15 protein-coding genes are annotated in these 19,210 nt (G+C 71.2%); 14 read left to right on the top strand and 1 reads right to left on the bottom strand.

Going from position 1 to position 19,210, the window contains the following annotated elements; genetic code table 11:
- Positions 1-5 precede the first annotated feature (5 nt).
- The 10 genes from AS97_RS40350 (at position 6) to ccrA (ending at position 10,504) form a co-directional block, all read left to right on the top strand.
- Complete coding sequence (locus tag AS97_RS40350) at positions 6-1,238, top strand: activator-dependent family glycosyltransferase (protein WP_197049267.1); 1,233 nt, start codon at positions 6-8, stop codon at positions 1,236-1,238.
- A complete protein-coding gene (gene rfbC, locus AS97_RS40355) occupies positions 1,235-1,831 on the top strand; it encodes a dTDP-4-dehydrorhamnose 3,5-epimerase (RefSeq protein ID WP_210566625.1) in 597 nt (198 codons plus the stop codon). The genes AS97_RS40350 and rfbC overlap by 4 nt, the downstream gene beginning before the upstream one ends.
- 163 nt (positions 1,832-1,994) lie before the next feature.
- On the top strand, positions 1,995-2,903 hold the full coding sequence (locus tag AS97_RS40360; protein WP_059148435.1) for an ABC transporter ATP-binding protein: 909 nt from the start codon (positions 1,995-1,997) through the stop codon (positions 2,901-2,903).
- Positions 2,904-2,924: 21 nt separating this feature from the next.
- The gene (locus AS97_RS40365) at positions 2,925-3,662 is read left to right on the top strand and encodes an ABC transporter permease (RefSeq protein ID WP_014056964.1); all 738 of its coding nucleotides are present in this window, start codon (positions 2,925-2,927) and stop codon (positions 3,660-3,662) included.
- Position 3,663: 1 nt separating this feature from the next.
- Positions 3,664-4,926 carry a sensor histidine kinase gene (locus AS97_RS40370; protein ID WP_059148436.1) on the top strand — a complete coding sequence of 421 codons (1,263 nt, stop codon included), beginning with the start codon at positions 3,664-3,666 and terminating at the stop codon, positions 4,924-4,926.
- Positions 4,923-5,633: a response regulator transcription factor gene (locus tag AS97_RS40375; protein WP_247204645.1), complete on the top strand. Its 711-nt coding sequence runs from the start codon at positions 4,923-4,925 to the stop codon at positions 5,631-5,633. Before AS97_RS40370 ends, AS97_RS40375 begins: the two co-directional genes overlap by 4 nt.
- Before the next feature lie 92 nt (positions 5,634-5,725).
- A complete protein-coding gene (locus tag AS97_RS40380) occupies positions 5,726-6,691 on the top strand; it encodes an NAD(P)-dependent oxidoreductase (RefSeq protein ID WP_247204646.1) in 966 nt (321 codons plus the stop codon).
- Positions 6,691-7,677 carry an aldo/keto reductase gene (locus AS97_RS40385; RefSeq protein WP_059148438.1) on the top strand — a complete coding sequence of 329 codons (987 nt, stop codon included), beginning with the start codon at positions 6,691-6,693 and terminating at the stop codon, positions 7,675-7,677. Before AS97_RS40380 ends, AS97_RS40385 begins: the two co-directional genes overlap by 1 nt.
- Entirely contained in the window at positions 7,671-9,047 is a 1,377-nt protein-coding gene (locus AS97_RS40390; RefSeq protein WP_059148453.1) for an NDP-hexose 2,3-dehydratase family protein, read from the top strand. Before AS97_RS40385 ends, AS97_RS40390 begins: the two co-directional genes overlap by 7 nt.
- 113 nt (positions 9,048-9,160) lie before the next feature.
- Entirely contained in the window at positions 9,161-10,504 is a 1,344-nt protein-coding gene (gene ccrA, locus AS97_RS40395) for a crotonyl-CoA carboxylase/reductase (RefSeq protein ID WP_210566626.1), read from the top strand.
- Between the two features lie 24 nt (positions 10,505-10,528).
- On the opposite strand, the gene AS97_RS40400 is transcribed toward ccrA, so the two are convergent.
- Positions 10,529-13,369, bottom strand: coding sequence for a peroxidase family protein (locus AS97_RS40400; protein ID WP_247204647.1), 2,841 nt, complete (start codon positions 13,367-13,369; stop codon positions 10,529-10,531).
- 160 nt (positions 13,370-13,529) lie between these two features.
- Between AS97_RS40400 and AS97_RS40405 the strand changes: the two genes are divergently transcribed.
- The 4 genes from AS97_RS40405 (at position 13,530) to AS97_RS40420 (ending at position 19,148) form a co-directional block, all read left to right on the top strand.
- Positions 13,530-14,396, top strand: a complete 867-nt coding sequence (locus AS97_RS40405) for a DNA-formamidopyrimidine glycosylase family protein (protein ID WP_125759698.1) — start codon at positions 13,530-13,532, stop codon at positions 14,394-14,396.
- A 189-nt stretch (positions 14,397-14,585) separates the two neighbouring features.
- Positions 14,586-15,797 (top strand): NAD(P)/FAD-dependent oxidoreductase, encoded by a 1,212-nt coding sequence (locus AS97_RS40410; protein ID WP_210566627.1) that lies wholly within the window; start codon positions 14,586-14,588, stop codon positions 15,795-15,797.
- A gap of 165 nt (positions 15,798-15,962) precedes the next feature.
- Entirely contained in the window at positions 15,963-17,282 is a 1,320-nt protein-coding gene (locus AS97_RS40415) for an NAD(P)/FAD-dependent oxidoreductase (protein ID WP_210566628.1), read from the top strand.
- 27 nt (positions 17,283-17,309) lie between these two features.
- Positions 17,310-19,148, top strand: a complete 1,839-nt coding sequence (locus AS97_RS40420) for a transketolase (protein WP_059148443.1) — start codon at positions 17,310-17,312, stop codon at positions 19,146-19,148.
- Positions 19,149-19,210: the final 62 nt, after the last annotated feature.

The raw sequence follows: 19,210 nt of genomic DNA on the forward strand, positions 1-19,210 counted from the left end.
CGACGGTGTCCGAGAAATCGCACCTGTTCACCATGGTCCCGCTCGCCTGGTCGCTGGCCGCGGCCGGCCATGAGGTGCATGTCGCCAGCAACCCCGCGCTGACCGCGCACATCAAGAGCACCGGTCTGACGGCCGTCTCCGTCGGCACGGACCACAATCTCCACGAGATGCTGACGCAGAACCGCGACTCGCTGGAGAACCCGCTGTCCGACTGGTCCACTCCGGACCTCGATCAGCACTCCTGGGAACAGGTGCTGATGAAGTTCAAGGTCAGCGTGATGTTCGCGTACCAGACCTACAACGACTGCATGGTCCACGAGCTGGTGGCCTACGCCCGCGACTGGCAGCCGGACCTGGTCATCTGGGACCCGGTCACCTACGCGGGCCCGGTGGCCGCCCGGGTCGTGGGCGCCGCCCACGCCCGGCTGCTGTGGTGTATCGACATCTACTCCAAGATGCGCGAGGTGTTCCTGGCCCGCCTCGCGGAGCAGCCCGAGGAGCGCCGCGAGGACCCGATGGCCGACTGGCTCGGCGGCATTCTCGCCCGCTACGACCGCACCTTCGACGAGGAGATCGTGCTCGGCCAGTGGACCATCGACCAGGTCCCCACCAGCCTCCAGCTTCCGCTGTCGGTCCACCGGGTCCCGGTGCGCTATCTGCCCTACAACGGCCCCTGTGAGATCCCGGACTGGCTGCGCGAGGTCCCGGAGCGGCCGCGGGTCGTGCTGACGTCCGGCGTCTCCGCCCGGGCGGCCCTGGGCGGTACCTTCATGCCGGTCACCGACATCATCGACACCCTCGGGACCATGGACATCGAGGTGGTGGCCGCGCTGCCGCCCGAGGAGGTCGCGGCCCTGGAGAAGATCCCCGCCAACACCCGCATCGTCGACTTCGTGCCGCTGCACGCCCTGCTGCCCGGCGCCTCGGTCCTCATCCATCACGGCGGCTTCGGCTCCTGGGGTACCGCGCTGGTCAACGGCGTACCGCAGTTCATCCCCACCATCCGCTACGGCGACTGGTGGAACAAGGCGACCAGTCTGCACGAGGCCGGTGCCGGACTCGCCGTGCACGCCTCCGAGCTGACCGCCGAGGTGCTGCGGGAGAGCGTCGAACGGCTGCTGGGCGACGCCACGTACAAGGACACCGCCGAGCGGCTGCGCGAGGAGAACCTGCACACCCCCACCCCGCACGATGTGGTGCCGGTGCTGGAGAAGCTCACCATGGAGCATGGCCGATGAAGGTGCGCGAGCTGGCGGTCTCCGGTGCCTACGAGTTCAGCCCGGATGTCCACCGAGACGAGCGCGGCGCGTTCGTCGCCCACTACACCGAAGCGGCCTTCACCGCGGCCGTCGGCCATCCGCTGCGCCTGGGCCAGAACCACCACAGCGTCTCCCGGCGCGGCACCGTCCGCGGGGTGCACTACGCGGACGTACCCCCGGGCCAGGCCAAGATGGTGACCTGCACCAGCGGTGAACTCCTCGATGTGGTGGTGGACTTGCGGGTGGGCTCGCCCACCTTCGGCCACTGGGACAGTGTGCGCCTGGACCCCGGCTCGTACCGGGCGGTGTATCTGGAGGAGGGCCTCGGCCACGCCTTCATCGCGCTACGGGACGACACCGTGGCGGCCTATCTGAACTCGGCGGAGTACAACCCGGGCGCCGAACACGAGATCAACCCCTTCGACCCGGCGCTCGGCCTGCCCTGGCCCACGGACCTGGAGTATCTGGTCTCCCAGCGCGACCGGAACGCCCCCGGGCTCGCCGAGGCCGAACGGGCGGGCCTGCTGCCGTCCTATGAGGTCTGCCGGGCGCTGCACCCCCGGCGTGACTGACCCGGCCGTGGCGTACCCCCCTCCACCGATCGGTTGATGCGGCCGGTCAGCCGGTGGGTGGAGGGAGGATCAGCCCGCTGGGCAGCCGATGGGCCGATCCGCGGGGGACAGCCGCTTCCTACGGTGGAAGAGTGAAGGAACCGAGCGAGGAGGATCCGGGCCGATGCCGCTGATCGAGGTCAGTAACCTGCGGAAGGAATACCGCAATCACGTCGCGGTACAGGACGTGTCCTTCTCCGTGGAGGAGGGTGAGATCTTCGGCATCCTCGGCCCCAACGGCGCGGGCAAGACCACCGCCGTGGAGTGCGTCGAGGGGATGCGCAAACGGGACGGCGGTGAGGTCTCCGTGATGGGCCTGGACCCGCTGAAGGACCTCGCCGAGCTGCGTGAGTCCATCGGGATCCAGCTCCAGCAGAGCGAACTGCCGCCCAAGATGAAGGTGTGGGAGGCGCTCGAGCTCTACAGCACCTTCTACCGCGACCCCGTCGACTGGCGGGAGCTCATCAAGGACTGGGGCCTGTCCGGCAAGGCCGACACGGCCTACGGATCGCTGTCCGGCGGTCAGCAGCAGCGGCTGTCCATCGCGCTCGCCCTGGTCGGCAACCCCAGGATCGCCGTCTTCGACGAGCTGACCACCGCACTGGACCCGCACGCCCGGCGCGAGACCTGGAAGCTGATCGAGAAGGTCAGGGAGCAGGACGTGACCGTGCTGCTGGTCACCCACTTCATGGAGGAGGCCGAGCGGCTCTGCGACCGGATCGCCATCATCGAATCCGGCCGGGTCGTCGCCCTGGACACCCCCTCCGGACTGGTGTCCCGGGTCGACGAGCAGCAGATCATCCGGTTCAAGCCGTCCGTGCCGATGGACGACGAACTGCTGACCTCGCTGCCCGAGGTGAGCAGTGTGACCCGGTCCAAGTCGCAGGTGACGGTGGTCGGCAAGGGCAATGTCGTCTACGCGGTGATCTCCGTCCTGGCCCGCAATCAGATCGTGGCGAACGAACTCCGCCTGGAACAGGCGAGTCTCGATGACGCCTTCGTCGCCCTGACCGGCTCCCAGCCCGCCAACTGAACCGCCGAGGAGATCTCTGCCATGTCCGGGCGCACCAAGCTCACCTTCGTCGAGAGCAAGCTGTTCCTGCGCGATCCCACCGCGGTGTTCTTCGTCATCGCGCTGCCCATCATGCTGCTGGCCATCTTCCACTTCGTCACCACCAAGTCCAACGACGACGCCGCCACCAAGGAGTCGATGGCCGCGTTCGTCCCCGCGATGGCCATGTCGCTGTGTCTGACGATGCTGGCCCTCAACCTGCTGCCCACGACGCTGGCCACCTACCGGGAGAAGGGCATCCTGCGGCGCCTGGCCGCCAGCCCCGTCCACCCCGGGAATCTGCTGATCGCCCAGCTCTTCATCAACCTGGTCACCGCGGCGGTCTCCGCGGTGCTGGTGCTCATCGTCGGGAAGGCCGCCTTCGACACCAAGCTGCCCGGTGACGTCCCCGCCTTCCTGGTGAGCTTCGCCCTCGGCACCTGGGCGCTGTTCTCCATCGGCCTGGTGATCGCGGCCATCGCGCCGAGCAGCAAGTCGGCCACCGCGATGGGCCTTTCCCTGCTCTTCCCCAGCCTCTTCTTCGGCGGGGCGTTCCTCCCCAAGGAGGATCTGCCCGAGACCGTGTCCACCATCGGCGACTACACCCCGCTCGGCGCCGCGCTGCAGGCGCTGCGCGACTCCTGGGAGAACCAGTGGCCGCAGGCGCTGCACCTGACCGTCCTCGGGGTGATCGCGGTGGCCGCCACCGCCGCCGCGGCCAAGCTGTTCCGCTGGGAGTGAGGTGAGCGCGTCCAAGGACGACGGCGGACGGTGGGAGCGGCACTCCGACATCCTGTTCGGAGGGCTGCCCTACCTTCTGCTGTTTCTGTCCACGGCCCTGAGTCTGGTCCACGGCCCGCCGCCGGCCCGGCGGCTGCTCACCACGCTCGGCCTGGCGGCGCTGGCCGCCCTCTGGATCCTGGGCACCTACACCCTGCCGACCGGCCGCCGCAGCAGACAGCCGTACGGCATGGCGCGGACGGCTGTGTACTTCACCGGGCTGCTCGCGCTCTCCGCCGCGCTGATGGCGCGGGACCAGGTGTTCATGGTCTTCGCCGCCACCGGGTTCCTGCAGGCGCTGGTGCTGCTGCCGACGGTCTGGGCGCTGGTGTCCGTGGCGGCCACTTCGTTCGTCGTCAACACCGTGCCGGACGGCCTTCCGCGGCCCACGACCGGCGCCGTGGTCGGCTATATCGCCGCCATCGCCTTCCAGACCGTGGTGATCGGCTGGATCAATCTGCTGTCGAGCCGGCTGAACGAACAGCACCAGCGGCGCAAACGGACCGTGGCCGAACTCAGGTCGGCGCTCAACGAGAACGCCGGGCTCCACGCCCAGCTGATCACCCAGGCGCGTGAGGCCGGAGTGCTGGACGAGCGCCAGCGGATGGCGGGGGAGATCCATGACACCCTCGCCCAGGGGCTGGCCGGCATCATCCGGCAGCTGGAAGCCGCCGAACACGCCGAAGGCGACGGCGAGGTGTGGCGCCGCCATCTGGTCGCGGCCAAGGACCTGGCCCGCGACAGCCTGGCCGAGGCGCGCCGGTCGGTCCAGGCGCTCCGCCCCGAGCAATTGGAGTCCCGGACGCTGCCCGACGCCCTGGAGTGCCTGATCGAGGACTGGTCACGCGGGCGGGAGGCGAAGGTGGCGTTCGAGACGACCGGGACCCCCACCCCCGTCCACGCCGAACTGGAGGCCACCCTCTACCGGGTGGCGCAGGAGGCCCTCGCCAACATCGCCAAGCACGCCGAGGCGTCGAAGGTGGGCATCACCCTGTCGTACATGGACGACGTGGTGGTCCTCGATGTGCTCGACGACGGCGTCGGATTCGACCCCGCGGCCGCGGAGGCCGAGGCCGGCACCTCCGGTGACCACGGGCTGGGGCTTGTGGCGATGCGGCGCCGACTGGGCCGGGTCGCCGGTACGTTGGACATCGAAAGCGCCCGTGGCGAGGGCACCGCCATCAGCGCGGCCGTCCCCGTCATCCCCCAGGAAGCCGGTGCATGAGCGGAATCACCCCCAGCGGTAACAACACCCCCAACGGCGACGGCCCCGGCCACGGCGGCGGCGGGGCCCGCCGCGCCACCGGCGCGCCCATCCGCATCCTCATCGTGGACGACCACCCCGTGGTCCGCGACGGGCTGCGCGGGGTGCTGGAGCGGGACCCCGACTTCACGGTGATCGGCGAGGCCGCTGACGGTGCCGAGGCCGTCGAACTGTACGAGCGGCGGCCGGCCGATGTGGTCCTGATGGATCTGCGCATGCCCCGGATGGGCGGGGTCGAGGCCATCAAGCTGCTGCTGCGCGGCGACCCGGAGGCCCGGATCCTGGTCCTGACCACCTATGACACCGACAGCGACGTCATGGGCGCCCTGGCCGCCGGGGCGACCGGCTATCTCCTCAAGGACACCCCGCGCGAGGAGCTGACCCGCGCCGTGCGGTCCGCCTCCTCGGGCGAGTCCGTTCTCTCGCCCGCGGTCACCGGACGGGTTCTCGGGCAAGTCCGCAAACCCACTCAGGGGCCGCTGAGCGACCGGGAACTCCAAGTGCTCAGGCTCATCGCCGACGGGGCCACGAATCGACAGGCAGCGGCCGCGTTGTTCATCAGCCAGGCGACGGTGAAGACACATCTGTTGCATGTTTACGAGAAACTCGGGGTGAAGGATCGCGCGGCAGCCGTAAGCGAGGCTCATAAACGACATCTATTCCAATGACATCGCAGGTCGGAGCGGTGATAGGGGTAGCAGATAGGGGTGGGCGAGGGTAGGGGTTGTTCCGCCCGAAGCGGCGCCAATACGGTGGCGATATGGCCCACATGCGAGATCGTCAGGCCGTTGTGATCGGCGGCACCGGATTTATCGGGCGACATATCTGCAGGGCTCTCACCAAACGCGGATATGAAGTCCTGGCAATAGCGAGAAAACCCGCGGAACCCATTCCCGGAGTCGCATTTCTGGCCCTTGACGCGGTATCCGCGCCGAGCGACGACATCGCCCGGGCCGCGAAGTCCGCCGATCTCGTCGTCAACGCCGCGGGCGACAGCTGGGAGGGCGACGAGGAGAGCATGACGGCCTCGCACATCCCGCTCGTCGACCGGCTGGTGGACGCGGTGGCGACCCTCCCCAGGCGGCCGCGGCTGGTCCATCTGGGCTCGGTGCACGAGTACGGCCCCGTCCCCGACGGCACGGCCATCGCCGAGGACCACCCCACCGCCCCCCACACCCCCTACGCCCGCACCAAACTCATCGGCAGCCGGATCGTCCTGGGCGCGGCGGACGCCGGCCGCGTCGACGGCTGCGTCCTGCGCGTCACCAACGTCTGCGGACCGGGCACCCCCCGGGGCAGCTTCCTCGGCGGACTCGCCCACCGGCTGCGCCGGACCACCGAGGACGCTCCGCTCTCCCTCACCCTCGTCGACGACCGGCGCGACTTCATCGACGTCCGCGACGTCGCCGAGGCCGTGGCGCTGGCCGCGAGCGGCCCGGTGACCGGCCGGGCGATCAACATCGGGCAGGGCGACGCCTCCAGCATGCGCGAACTGGCCTGGCTGCTGATCTCCGCCTCCCAGGTACCCGCGGATCTGGTGCGCGAGGAGAACGGCACCGTGCACAGCAAGGGCGGAAGCTGGACCCAGGCCGACATCCGCCTGGCCCGGCGGCTGATGGGCTGGTCCCCGCAGGTGGCCCTGAAGGAATCCCTCCACGACCTGTGGGCCGCCTCCGCCACCTCGAGCCGACCGGCTGCCGAGGCGGCCCGTACCGAAGGACACTGATGGAGTACACCTATCTCGGACGTACCGGCCTCAAGGTGAGCCGGGTGTGCCTGGGCACCTTGAACCTCGGGGTCAGGGCCAGCGACGAGGAGAGCCACGCGATCCTGGACACCGCCCTGGACCGGGGGGTCAACTTCGTCGACACCGCCAACCAGTACGGCTGGCAGAAGCACAAGGGCTACACCGAGGAGTTCCTCGGCGGCTGGTTCGCCCAGGGCGGCGGCCGGCGCGAGAAGGTCGTGCTGGGCACCAAGGTGTTCAACCCGATGAGCGACCGGCCCAATGACTCGGGGCTCTCGGCCCGGCACATCATCGCCTCCTGCGAGGACTCGCTGCGCCGGATGGGCACCGACTGGATCGACCTGTTCCAGATGCACCACATCGACCGCCACGCCCCCTGGGAGGAGGTGTGGCAGGCGATGGAGACGCTGACCCGGCAGGGCAAGGTGCGCTACGTCGGCTCGTCCAACTTCGCCGGCTGGCACATCGCCGAGGCCCAGGAGGCCGCCGCCCGCCGCCACTTCCTCGGCATCGTCTCCGAACAGAGCGTCTACAACCTCGTCACCCGCCATATCGAACTGGAGCTGATCCCCGCCGCCCAGCGGTACGGGGTCGGGGTGCTCGCCTGGTCCCCGCTGCACGGCGGACTGCTCAGCGGGGCGCTGCGCAAGCTGGCCGAGGGCACCGCGATGAAGACCGCCCAGGGCCGCGCGGCCCAGGCGCTGGAGGTCCACCGGGACGCCGTCGCCGCGTACGAGAAGCTGTGCGACGGCCTCGGCGCCGACCCGGCCGAGGTGGGGCTGGCCTGGGTGATGGGACGCCCCGGCATCACCGCACCGGTCATCGGACCGCGCAGCCTGGACCAGCTCGAAGGGGCCTGCAGAGCCATGGAGCTGACGCTGCCGGACGAGGTGCTGACCGAACTGGACCGGCTGTTCCCGCCGATCGGCAACGGCGGCCCCGGACCGGAGGCGTGGGCGTGGTGAGCACGCTCCGGGAGCGGCTGGTCCGCTCGGCCGCCACCGTCGACAGCTCGGTGACCCTGCTCGCCGACTTCCAGCGCTGGTTCCGGGAGCGCGTCGACGCCGACGAGTCCCGGGTCGAGATCATTCCGTTCGAGGCGATGCGCGGCTGGGAGTTCGCGCCGGACACCCACGACCTCGTCCACGAGACCGGCCGGTTCTTCTCCGTCGAGGGCCTCCGGGTGCGGATGCCCGGGGCGCCGGTGGAGGAGTGGCGCCAGCCGATCCTCCACCAGCCGGAGATCGGCATCCTCGGCATCCTGGTCAAGGACTTCGACGGCGTACCGCACTTCCTGATGCAGGCCAAGATGGAGCCGGGCAACCATGGCGGACTGCAGCTCTCGCCCACCGTCCAGGCGACCCGCAGCAACTACACCGGCGTGCACAAGGGCCGTGCCGTGCCGTATGTGGAGTACTTCCAGCAGGCCGAACGGCACCGGGTGCTCGCCGACGTCCGCCAGTCGGAGCAGGGCAGCTGGTTCTTCCGCAAGCGCAACCGCAACATGCTGGTCGAGGTCGCACCGGAGGCGGACGTCGAGGTGCGCGACGGCTTCCGCTGGCTGACGCTGGGCCAGCTGCACCATCTGCTGGCCGTGGAGGACCTGGTGAACATGGACGCGCGCAGCGTCCTGGCCTGTCTGCCGCACTCCCCGCTGGACTCCGAGGAGACCCTCCCGGTCCCCGAGGCCCACAGCCGCCACCGCGACGCCGACATCCTGAGCTGGATCACCGGGCTGCGCACCGAGCGCGAGGTGTTCACCGAGCGGATACCGCTGCGGGAGACGACCGGCTGGCACCGCAGCGCCCACCGGATCTCCCATGAGAGCGGGCGCTTCTTCAGCGTGATGGCCGTGGACGTCACCGCGGGCGGCCGTGAGGTGCGCAGCTGGACCCAGCCCATGATCGAGCCCCATGGCCCGGGCGTGGCGGCCTTCTTGCTGGCCTACGCGGACAAGGTGCCGCATGTGCTGGTGCAGGCCCGCGCCGAGCCCGGCTACACGGATGTGGTGGAGCTGGCCCCCACCGTGCAGTGCACACCGCGCAACTACACCCATCTGCCCGAGGGGGCCACACCGCCGTTCCTCCGCGAGGTGGTGGAGGCGCCGGCCGACCGGGTGCGGTTCGACACCGTGCTCTCCGAAGAAGGCGGCCGTTTCTTCCACGCCTTCAATCGCTATCTCGTCGTGGAAACCGAGATGAGCGCCGTCCCCGAGGAGCCGTCGCACTACCGCTGGATGGCCGTGCGTCAGCTGCTCGACCTCATACGCCACAGCCATTACGTCAATGTCGAGGCCCGCACGCTCATCGCCTGCCTGCACTCTCTGGCGGTATAGGGGGGCGCCTAGGGGGGCCGGACCTGGGCGGACGTAGGGGTTATTCGGATCGTGGCCGCTGCCATAGCCTCCGGGACACAGGGTGCCCGGGGCGGTACATCGGAGGACATGTCATGCAGGACATCATCAGCACCGTGCTGGCAGAGGATGCGGTGGCCGCGGATTTCGCCGCCTTGCGCGTGCCCGAGTCCTATCGGGGCGCGGTGATCCTCAAAGAGGAATCCGAGATGTTCGAGGGCATGGCCACCAAGGACAAGGACCCCCAGAAGTCGCTCCACATCCGTGAGGTGCGAACGCCCGAACCGGGCCCGGGCGAGGCGGTGATCGCGGTCATGGCCAGCGCGATCAACTACAACACCGTGTGGAGCGCCATCTTCGAACCGCTGCCGACCTTCGGCTTCCTGGAGCGGTACGCACGGACCGACGACCCCGGAGCGGCCCGCCACGACCAGCCCTACCACGTGCTGGGCTCCGACCTGGCCGGTGTGGTGCTGCGCACCGGGCCGGGGGTGCGCCACTGGAAGCCCGGCGACCGGGTGGTGGCCCACTGCCTGTCCATCGAACTGCGCTCACCGGACGGCCACGACGACAGCATGCTCGACCCCGAGCAGCGCATCTGGGGCTTCGAGACCAACTTCGGCGGGCTCGCCGAGCTCTCGCTGGTCAAGGCCAACCAGCTCATGCCGATGCCCGCCCACCTCACCTGGGAGGAGGCCGCCTCCTCGGGCCTGGTCAACTCCACGGCGTACCGGCAGCTCGTCTCCCGCAATGGCGCCCAGATGAAACAGGGCGATGTGACCCTCATCTGGGGTGCGGCCGGTGGCCTCGGCTCGTACGCCACCCAGCTGGCCGTCAACGGCGGGTCCATCCCGGTGTGCGTGGTCTCCGGGCAGCGCAAGGCCGAACTCGTCCGCTCCATGGGGGCCGAGCTGGTCATCGACCGGGCCGAGGAGGGCTATCGGTTCTGGAAGGACGCGTCCACGCCCGACCCCAAGGAGTGGAAGCGCTTCGGGGCCCGGATCCGCGAACTGACCGGCGGCGAGGATCCGGACATCGTCCTGGAGCACCCCGGCCGCGAGACCTTCGGCGCCAGTGTGTACGTGGCGCGGCGCGGTGGAACCATCGTCACCTGCGCCTCGACGTCCGGCTACCGCCATGAGTACGACAACCGCTACTTGTGGATGGCGCTCAAGCGCATCATCGGCACCCACTTCGCCAACTACCGGGAGGCATGGGCGGCCAACCGGCTGATCGAGAAGGGGATGGTGCACCCCACGCTCTCCAAGGTCTATCCGCTCACGGCGGTAGGCACGGCCACCCAGGACGTCCACCGCAACCGCCACTCCGGGAAGGTCGGCGTCCTGTGCCTGGCCCCGGAGGAGGGACTGGGGGTACGCGATCCGGAGCTGCGGGAGCGGCATCTGCCGTCCATCAACCGCTTCCGCGGCCAGGACTGAACCTGAACCGGTCCACGGCCGCGGTCAGGACAGCGACGGCGCCACGGGCCGCCAGGGCGCGAACGGACTCGCCCCGCGGGGCAGCACTCCGGCCAGCTCCGGGCAGTGCCGCAGGATCACCGAGGTCATGCTGGACTTCTCCACCCAGTCCAGCCCCAGCGGGGTGTACACCTCCGGCCGGAAGTCCACGGTCAGGAGGCGATCGTCCTGAATCCGGCGGGTGGCCATGAGCAGCAGGACATGGAACGCCGTCTCGCTGAACGCCGACCCCTCGGGCGGGTTCTCCGCGAACAGCCCCACCATGGTGTCGATCTCGTTGACCGAGGCGTAGACCTCCTCGAGCCGCGCGACCGTGTCCTGATCGGGGGACAGCTCCTCGAAGGAGCGGATCCGCGCTCTGCCCAGCCGGGCCCGGAATTCGTTGTACCGCGGTACGCCCCGCCGCCGGGCCCGCATCAGCTCCGCCACCGGCAGATCGAGGAGTTCGCCGTCCCGCTCGAAACGCCGCAGTGCGCGCGGGTAGTTGCCCAGGGTGATCGCGCCCGGATGGGCGATGCCGAAGGAGTAGAGGGCGTCGGCGAGCCCGGTCTTGCGCATCACCGCCTCGGCCGCCGCGCCCCGCACCTCGTCGAAGCCGAGCGACCGCGACCGCCGCCCGAAGCGGTGGTCGCACAGCTCGATGTCGTCCGGGACCAGCGGATGCGTCCGGTAGACCGCCATGAACTCCTCGGCGAGGGCGAACGGCACCCCGGGATGGTCCGGCACGCCGCGGGGGCCGCCCGTCGACGCGCTCGCCTCGAACAGCCACAGGCCGAGCCGGGACAGCCAATGGGCGGGCGGGCCCTGCCAATTGGTCTTCGAGCCGAGGTCGAGCACCTCGGTGGCGAGGATCGCCGGAATCCACTCCACCGTATGGATCCTGGCGATAAGGGCGGAGACCACCAGCCGGGCCGTACGGTGCACCGACTCCCCGTCCATCGCCGGATGGGTGCGGCGCAGTGCCTCGCACACCGCCTCGTGCTCACGGGCGAAGAGCGTGTGCATCGCGCTGAGCCCCAGCCACCAGGCGCCGGGCGAGCCGATCGGCGGCACCCCGCCCGGGCCCAGCGGCAGATGGCCCTCCTCCAGGCGCGGGCCGCCGCCGCCGTACACCTGCGAGCCGTCCCACCGGTGGGAGGCGGCGTCGGCCCAGTCCGGGGACTGGAAGTGGGTCCAGGCGGCCGCCAGGACATTGAGCGAGGTGGCGGGCCGGAAGCGCTCCCGGTGCAGCAGCCGCTCACTGACCGTGGCGGGGTGGGGCACATGGATCAGATCGGGCCGGTGGACCGGTGACAGGCGACGGCCGGCGGCGGCCCCGGCCACGTCCCGCCGCGCCCCATCCGTCCGCGCGCCATCCCTCCGTGCCACCCGCGGCCGCTCCCCGGCCGGGGCGGGGGCCGGATCGGGGTGCGCCGGCGCCTCGGCCGGGGCCGCGTCGAGGAGGCCGAGCCGGCGCAGCGTCCGGCCCAGCGAGTCCGGGTTGAGCAGCCCCAGTGGGTCCGGCAGCCGATGCCAGGGCACATAGCGGTTGACCAGGCCGAAGGTCGCGCGCACCGGCAGGTCGAAGGCGGCGCGCACCGGACCGGGCAGCAGCGCGGTGGGGCGCGGTTCGGCGGTCGCGCCTGGCTCGGCGGTGGGGCCCGGTTCGGCGGTCGCGCCCGGCTCGGCGGTGGGGCCCGGCTCGGTGGCGGGGAGGCGCAGGCCGAGGCGATGTGCGGCGGCGACCTCGTACGCGGCCTTGCGCGCCCGGTTGAGATTGCCCAGCGGACGGAACTCCTCCGTGGTGTGCCAGGGGTTGAACGTCAGCGGCTCGACCCGGCGGGCCGCCGCCCGGGCCCGGGCGCTGTCCAGGTCCTGGCACGGCACGGTGAGCACCGCGACCGGGACGACCGGCGCGTCGCTCTCCGGCCACTCCACCGAGCCGTCCTCGACCGGGGTGCGGCGGTCGTCCAGATAACGCTGCACGCACAGCTCGAAGGCGATGTCGCCGGTGGACAGCCGCATCGCCAGCTCACGGTCGAGATAGTCGGGATCGCCGCGGTCGGGCGGGGGAGCGGCGGTGCCGCCGGGCGCCGGACGCAGCTGATACCGCACCGGACCGGCCGGGCCCCACAGGATCGCGCCCCGGCTCCAGAAGGTCTCGCGGGCCAGCGAGCCCACCGTATGGCGGGTGGCGATCCGCACATTGCGGCGCATCCGGTCGGCGGTGGCCCAGCCCACCGCCAGCGGCAGCCGGACGAAGAGCCCGAAGGCCTTCTCCACGGTGCTCCCCGCGCCCGCCGTGGCCTTGGCGAAGGCGACGAACTCGTGCACATCGGCGGCATGGGACACCGGGAAGCTGGTGGCCAGCAGATCGTGGGTCTCCTCCGGACCGGCCTGGACCCGCACCGCCATCCGGCGCAGATCGGGCGTGGTGTCGTGCCGCTCGGTGCCGCTCGCGCTGGACAGCCGCACCACGGCCGGGTACTCGGCGCCCGGCCGGGCGTATCCCACGCACAGCTCCGGCGGAAGGTCGTCACGGAACCGCAGCCGGGCGTTCTCCACACTCAGCGCCGCCTTGGCCCGGAAGGGGCGCAGCAGCTGCGGGGCGCCCGGGCTGTCCGCGCCGCCGGGACGTGTCCGCCGCGCCCGCATCAGCTCGCGCGTCAGCTTCTCGAAGCGCCGCCGCTCGGCCTCGGGGCTGCCGCCCTCGTACGCCTCATAGCCCTCGTACCTCGCGCCTCGCGTCCCGCCCGTCGCCTCGTGCCGTGCCACCTCGCCGACGCGTGCCACCTCACCGCCGCGTTCTGCCTCGCTTCGTACGGACTGCTGTCCGGTGTTGACCATGGGGAACACTCCGTACGGGGCAGGCTGGGACGAGAAGGGACAAAAGAGACGGTAAGGGAGCGCCTGCGAGGCCGCAGCCCGGAGCGGTGCGTCGGTGGTAACCCGCCCCCCTCCGGGGCGCCCGGGGTGATTCGCCTCCGCCCTGCGGCACACTGGTGGCATGCCGGAGCTGCCCGAGGTGGAGGCCCTCACCGCGATCCTGGCCGAGCGCGCCGCCGACCGGGAGATCGCCCGTGTCCTCCCCGTCGCGGTGAGCGTCCTGAAGACCTACGACCCGCCGCTGAGCGCCCTCGAAGGCCACACCGTCACGGCGGTGGCCCGCCACGGCAAGTTCCTCGACCTGGCCACCGACGGCCCCCATCTGGTCGTCCACCTCGCCAAGGCGGGCTGGCTGCGCTGGCGGGACGGGCTCCCCGAAGCCCTGCCGCGCCCCGGCAAGGGCCCGCTCGCGCTGCGGCTGCTGCTGGCCGGTCCGGAGCGCTCCGGCTTTGACCTCACCGAGGCCGGGACGCGCAAGGGGCTCGCGGTGTACGTGGTCCGCGACCCGCAGGAGGTCCCCGGCATCGCCCGGCTGGGCCCGGACCCGCTCGACGACTCCTTCACCCTGGAGGCGTTCGCCGGGCTGCTGCGCGGCGTACGCCACCGGATCAAGGGGGTGCTGCGCGACCAGAGCGTCATCGCCGGGATCGGCAACGCCTACTCGGACGAGATCCTGCACGCCGCCCGGATGTCGCCCTACCGGCTCGCCTCCGACCTCACCGAAGAGGAGATCGCCGGAGTGTACGAGGCGCTGGGCGCCACGCTGCGCTCCGCCGTCGAGCGCTCCCGCGGGCTGGCCGCCACCGACCTCAAGGGGGAGAAGCGCGGCGGCATGCGGGTGCACGGCCGCACCGGGCAGCCGTGCCCGGTGTGCGGGGACACCGTCCGCGAGGTGTCCTTCCGCGACTCCTCGTTGCAGTACTGCCCCACCTGCCAGACCGGCGGCAAGCCGCTCGCCGACCGGCGGCTGTCCCGACTGCTCAAGTAGCGGAGCCCCTCACGCAGCGCCGCTGCTCACGTAGCCGGACCGCTCACGTGGCAGGTTGCCGGAGCTGTCCCAAATGCCGCCCGCCATCGGGTAGTTGAAGTGGCGCTCTTGACCCGGGGGGCTCCGGTCCGCCATATGGTGCTGTCGCAACCCCACGACACGACACCCCACGCCACGTCACGGAGCACCATGACCACAGCCCTGATCATCGGTGGCGGCATCGCCGGCCCGGTGACCGCGATGGCCCTGCGGAAAGCCGGGATCGACGCGGTCGTCTACGAGACGTACCCCACGGACGCCACCGACGCGGGTGCGTTCCTCGTCGTCGCCGCCAACGGCCTGGAGGCATTGCGCACCATCGACGCCCATGAACCGGTGCTGAAGAACTCCTTCCCGGTCGGCCGCGTCGAGTTCATCAGCGACACCGGCAAACGGCTCGGCAACCGGCCCATGTCCGGATCGCAGGACGGTGGCCTCGGCTCGGTCACACTCAAACGCGCCACCCTGGCCCGGGTGCTGGGCGAGGAGGCGATGCGCCGCGGAGTGCGCATCGAGCACGGCAAGCGGCTGCTGGCCGCCCATACCAGCCCCGACGGCCGGATCGTCTGCTCGTTCGCCGACGGCGGGCGCGCCGTGGGCGATGTGCTGATCGGCGCCGACGGGATCCACTCGCTCGTCCGCAGGACCATCGACGCGGCAGCGCCCCGGCCCCGCTACACCGGACAGCACACCGTCTGCGGCTACACCCGCGACGCCGAGACACCCCCGGACCCGGACGCCTACACGATGATCTTCGGCAGGCAGGCGTTCTTCGGCTGCACCACCGCCCCGGACGGCGAGGTGTGGTGGTTCTGCAACGCCCCGGCCGAGGAGATGTCCAAGGGTGAGCTCGCCGCCGTCACCCCCGAGGAGTGGCGGGAGCGGCTGCTGAGGCTCTTCGCCGAGGACCACACCCCCGCCGCCGACCTGGTCCGCGCCACCGGCGACTCCATCGTGGCCACCGCCGCGTACGACATCATCTCCACCCCGACCTGGTCCGAGGAGGCCATGGTCATCGTCGGCGACGCCGCGCACGCCTGCGCGCCCAACGCCGCCCAGGGCGCGTCGATGGCCATCGAGGACGGTGTCGTGCTCGCCAAATGCCTGCGCGATCTGCACTCGCCCCAGTCGGCCTTCGCCGCGTACGAGGCGCTGCGCCGGGAGCGGGTCGAGAAGGTCGCCACGGCCAGCGCGGGCATGGCCCGCCGCACTGCGCCGGGACCCGTGGCGCGGGCCCTGCGCGATGCCACCATGCCGCGCAAGCTGGACCGGGCCGGCAACGGCGCCCCCGACTGGCTGACCGGCTACCGCATCGACTGGGACGAGCCGGTCGACGCGCAGACGGCCCGCCGGCGCAGCTGACCTACCCCGGCCCCGTGGCCGCTGACCTACCGCCGCCCCGCCCCCGCACCGCACCGGGACCCTCCGGAACGCGGTCCCGAGGGCGGGGCCGCCCGGGCCCGACGTTTGGCCCGGACTCTCACGGGCACTTGGTGCTCCCTGGCCCCGTATGCCCGGGAGATTCGTGTGAGCCCACTACGCATAGTGATCGTCGGTGCCGGTTTCGCCGGTTACCAGGCTGCCCGTGACCTCTCCCGCACCCTGCGGGGGGCGGTGGAGATCGTCCTGATCAACCCCAACGACTACTTCCTGTATCTGCCGCTGCTGCCCGAAGTGGCGGCCGGAGTCCTGGAGCCCCGACGGGTCTCGGTCTCCCTCACGGGCACCCTGCCGCATGTCCGGCTGGTGCTGGGCGAGGTCCACGGCGTTGACCTGGACGCCCGCCGGATCTCCTGGCGGGACCCGGACGGACGGTCCGCCGAGATGGCGTACGACCGCCTCATCCTCTCCGTGGGCAGCGTCAACAAGCTGCTGCCGATCCCCGGTGTGGCCGAGCACGCCCATGGTTTCCGCGGCATGCCGGAGGCGCTCTACCTGCGCGACCACGTCACCCGGCAGATCGAGATGTCCGGCACCAGCGAGGACCCGCGGGAGCGGGCCGCCCGCCGCACCTTCGTGGTGGTCGGCGCCGGCTACACCGGCACCGAGGTGGCCGCCTATGGGGTGCTCTTCACCGACTTGCTCGCCCGGAAGAACACCACGCTGCGCGACGCGCCGCCGCCCCGCTGGCTGCTGGTCGACATCGCCCCCCGGGTACTGCCGGAGCTGGACAGGAGGCTGTCCCGCACGGCCGACCGGGTGCTGCGCCAACGGGGCGTGGAGATCCGCACGGGCACCACGGTCAAGGAGGCCACCTCGGAGGGCGTGCGGCTGGACGACGGCGAGTTCATCGACACCCGGTCGCTGATCTGGTGCGTCGGGGTGCGCCCCGACCCGCTGGTGGACCAGCTCGGGCTGCCGACCGAACGCGGCCGGCTGAGGGTCGACCAATATCTGGCCGTGCCCGGCCATCCAGAGGTGCTGGCCTGTGGGGACGCCGCCGCGGTACCGGATCTGACCCGGCCGGGCCAGTTCACCCCGATGACCGCACAGCACGCCCACCGGCAGGGGAAGGTCGCGGCCCACAACGTCCTGGCCTCCCTCGGGCGCGGCGCCCCCAAACCGTACAAACACCATGACCTCGGGTTCACCGTCGGCCTCGGCGGGGCGCAGGCCGCCGCGAACCCGCTGCACATACCGCTCTCCGGGCCGATCGCGAACGCGGTCTCCCGCGGCTATCACCTGATGGCGATGCCGGGGAACCGGGTCCGGGTCGCCACCGACTGGCTGCTCGACACGGTGCTGCCCCGTCAGGCGGTGCAGCTCGGAATGGTCCCGCCCTGGGCGGTGCCGCTGGACACCGCATCGCCCGAGGTCGCGCAGACGGTACGGGCGGGTCGCGGCTGACCGTCGGCGAAACCTGGAAGGAGAACAATGCGACACGAACAACTCAGCGAGCTCGGGCAGCAGCTCCGTGTGGACTCGGTGCGTGCCGCCGATGCCGCCGGGTCCGGCCATCCCACGTCGTCGATGTCGGCGGCGGACCTGATGGCCGTCCTGATGGGAAACCATCTGCGCTATGACTTCGAGCAGCCCGAGCGTCCGGGCAATGACCACCTGATCTTCTCCAAGGGCCATGCCTCCCCGCTGCTCTACTCGGTCTACAAGGCGGCCGGGGCCCTCCGCGACGAGGAGTTCGTCACCTTCCGCAAGCGCGGCAGCAGGCTGGAGGGCCACCCCACCCCGCGGCTGCCGTGGGTGGACGTGGCCACCGGATCGCTCGGCCAGGGCCTGCCCTACGGCGTGGGCATGGCGCTGAGCGGCAAGCGGCTCGACCATGTGCCCTACCGCGTCTGGGTGCTGTGCGGTGACAGCGAGATGGCTGAGGGTTCGATGTGGGAGGCGTTCGAGCACGCGGGCTACGAGCGGCTGGACAACCTCATCGCCATCATCGATGTGAACCGGCTCGGCCAGCGCGGCCCCACCCGCCACGAATGGGACCTGGACGCCTACGCGCGGCGCATCCGCGCCTTCGACTGGCACACCATCGAGATCGACGGCCATGACATCGAGGCCATCGACCGCGCCTACGCCGAGGCGCTGTCCACCGTCGGCCGCCCCACCGCCATCATCGCCCGCACCATGAAGGGCCGCGGCGTCGCCTCGGTGGAGAACCGCGAGGGCATGCACGGAAAGCCGCTGAAGAACCCGGAGGAGGCCATCGCCGAGCTGGGCGGCGTACGCAACCTGGCCGTGCCGGTGCTCGGCCCGCCCTCGGTCGCTCCCACCCGGCCCTTCGCCGAGGGCCCACTGGTCCTGCCGCGCTACAACACCGGCGACTCGGTGCCCACCCGTGACGCGTTCGGCGAGGCGGTGGCCGCGGTCGGCACCGCCCGCGGCGATGTGGTGGCGCTCGACGGCGAGGTGGGCGACTCCACCCGGCTGGAGTACTTCCACAAGGAGCACCCCGAGCGGTACTTCGAGTTCTTCATCGCCGAGCAGCAACTGGTGGCCGCCGCCGTCGGCATGCAGGTCCGCGGCTGGAACCCGTACGTCTCCACCTTCGCGGCCTTCTTCACCCGCGCCTACGACTTCATCCGGATGGCCGCCATCAGCGACGCGGACCTGAACCTCATCGGCTCCCACGCCGGGGTCGCCATCGGTGAGGACGGCCCCTCGCAGATGGGCGTGGAGGACCTGGCGGCCATCCGGGCGGTGCACGGCAGCACGGTGCTCTACCCGTGCGACGCCAACCAGACCGCCCAGCTGACCGCGGCCATGGCGGCGGAGTCCGGCATCCGCTATCTGCGCACCACCCGCGGCGGAATGCCGGTCATCTACCCGCCCACCGAGAGCTTCCCCATCGGCGGCTCCAAGGTCGTCCGCGCCACCGACGACGACCAGGTCACCCTCATCGGCGCGGGGATCACCCTGCACGAGGCCATCGAGGCCGCCGACCGGCTCGCCCAGGAGGGCATCCCCGCCCGGGTCATCGACCTGTACTCGGTCAAGCCGGTGGACGCCGAGACGCTGCGCACCGCCGCCGAGGTGACGGGCCGGCTGATCACGGTGGAGGACCACCACCCCGAGGGCGGACTGGGCGACGCGGTCCTCGGGGCGTTCGGCGACGGCCGTCCGGTGCCCCGGACGATCCGGCTCGCGCTGCGCACGATGCCGGGCTCCTCGACCCCCGACGAGCAGCTGAGCGAGGCGGGAATCGACGCGGACGCGATCGTCGCGGCCGCGCGGGAGCTGGTCGGCCGGGACCGCTGAGGACCGGGACCGCTGAGGACCGGGACGGCCGAGACCGGAAGGAACAGGAACGGTCGAATACA

The organism is Streptomyces sp. AgN23 (assembly GCF_001598115.1).
GTDB lineage: Bacteria > Actinomycetota > Actinomycetes > Streptomycetales > Streptomycetaceae > Streptomyces > Streptomyces antimycoticus.

Coding starts and splice junctions, on each gene's coding strand:
- AS97_RS40405 (WP_125759698.1), top strand. CDS start 13,530: ATGCCGGAGCTGCCCGAGGTGGAGGCCCTCACCGCGATCCTGGCCGAG.
- rfbC (WP_210566625.1), top strand. CDS start 1,235: ATGAAGGTGCGCGAGCTGGCGGTCTCCGGTGCCTACGAGTTCAGCCCG.
- AS97_RS40375 (WP_247204645.1), top strand. CDS start 4,923: ATGAGCGGAATCACCCCCAGCGGTAACAACACCCCCAACGGCGACGGC.
- AS97_RS40400 (WP_247204647.1), bottom strand. CDS start 13,369: ATGGTCAACACCGGACAGCAGTCCGTACGAAGCGAGGCAGAACGCGGC.
- AS97_RS40385 (WP_059148438.1), top strand. CDS start 6,691: ATGGAGTACACCTATCTCGGACGTACCGGCCTCAAGGTGAGCCGGGTG.
- AS97_RS40360 (WP_059148435.1), top strand. CDS start 1,995: ATGCCGCTGATCGAGGTCAGTAACCTGCGGAAGGAATACCGCAATCAC.
- AS97_RS40365 (WP_014056964.1), top strand. CDS start 2,925: ATGTCCGGGCGCACCAAGCTCACCTTCGTCGAGAGCAAGCTGTTCCTG.
- ccrA (WP_210566626.1), top strand. CDS start 9,161: ATGCAGGACATCATCAGCACCGTGCTGGCAGAGGATGCGGTGGCCGCG.
- AS97_RS40380 (WP_247204646.1), top strand. CDS start 5,726: ATGGCCCACATGCGAGATCGTCAGGCCGTTGTGATCGGCGGCACCGGA.
- AS97_RS40420 (WP_059148443.1), top strand. CDS start 17,310: ATGCGACACGAACAACTCAGCGAGCTCGGGCAGCAGCTCCGTGTGGAC.
- AS97_RS40410 (WP_210566627.1), top strand. CDS start 14,586: ATGACCACAGCCCTGATCATCGGTGGCGGCATCGCCGGCCCGGTGACC.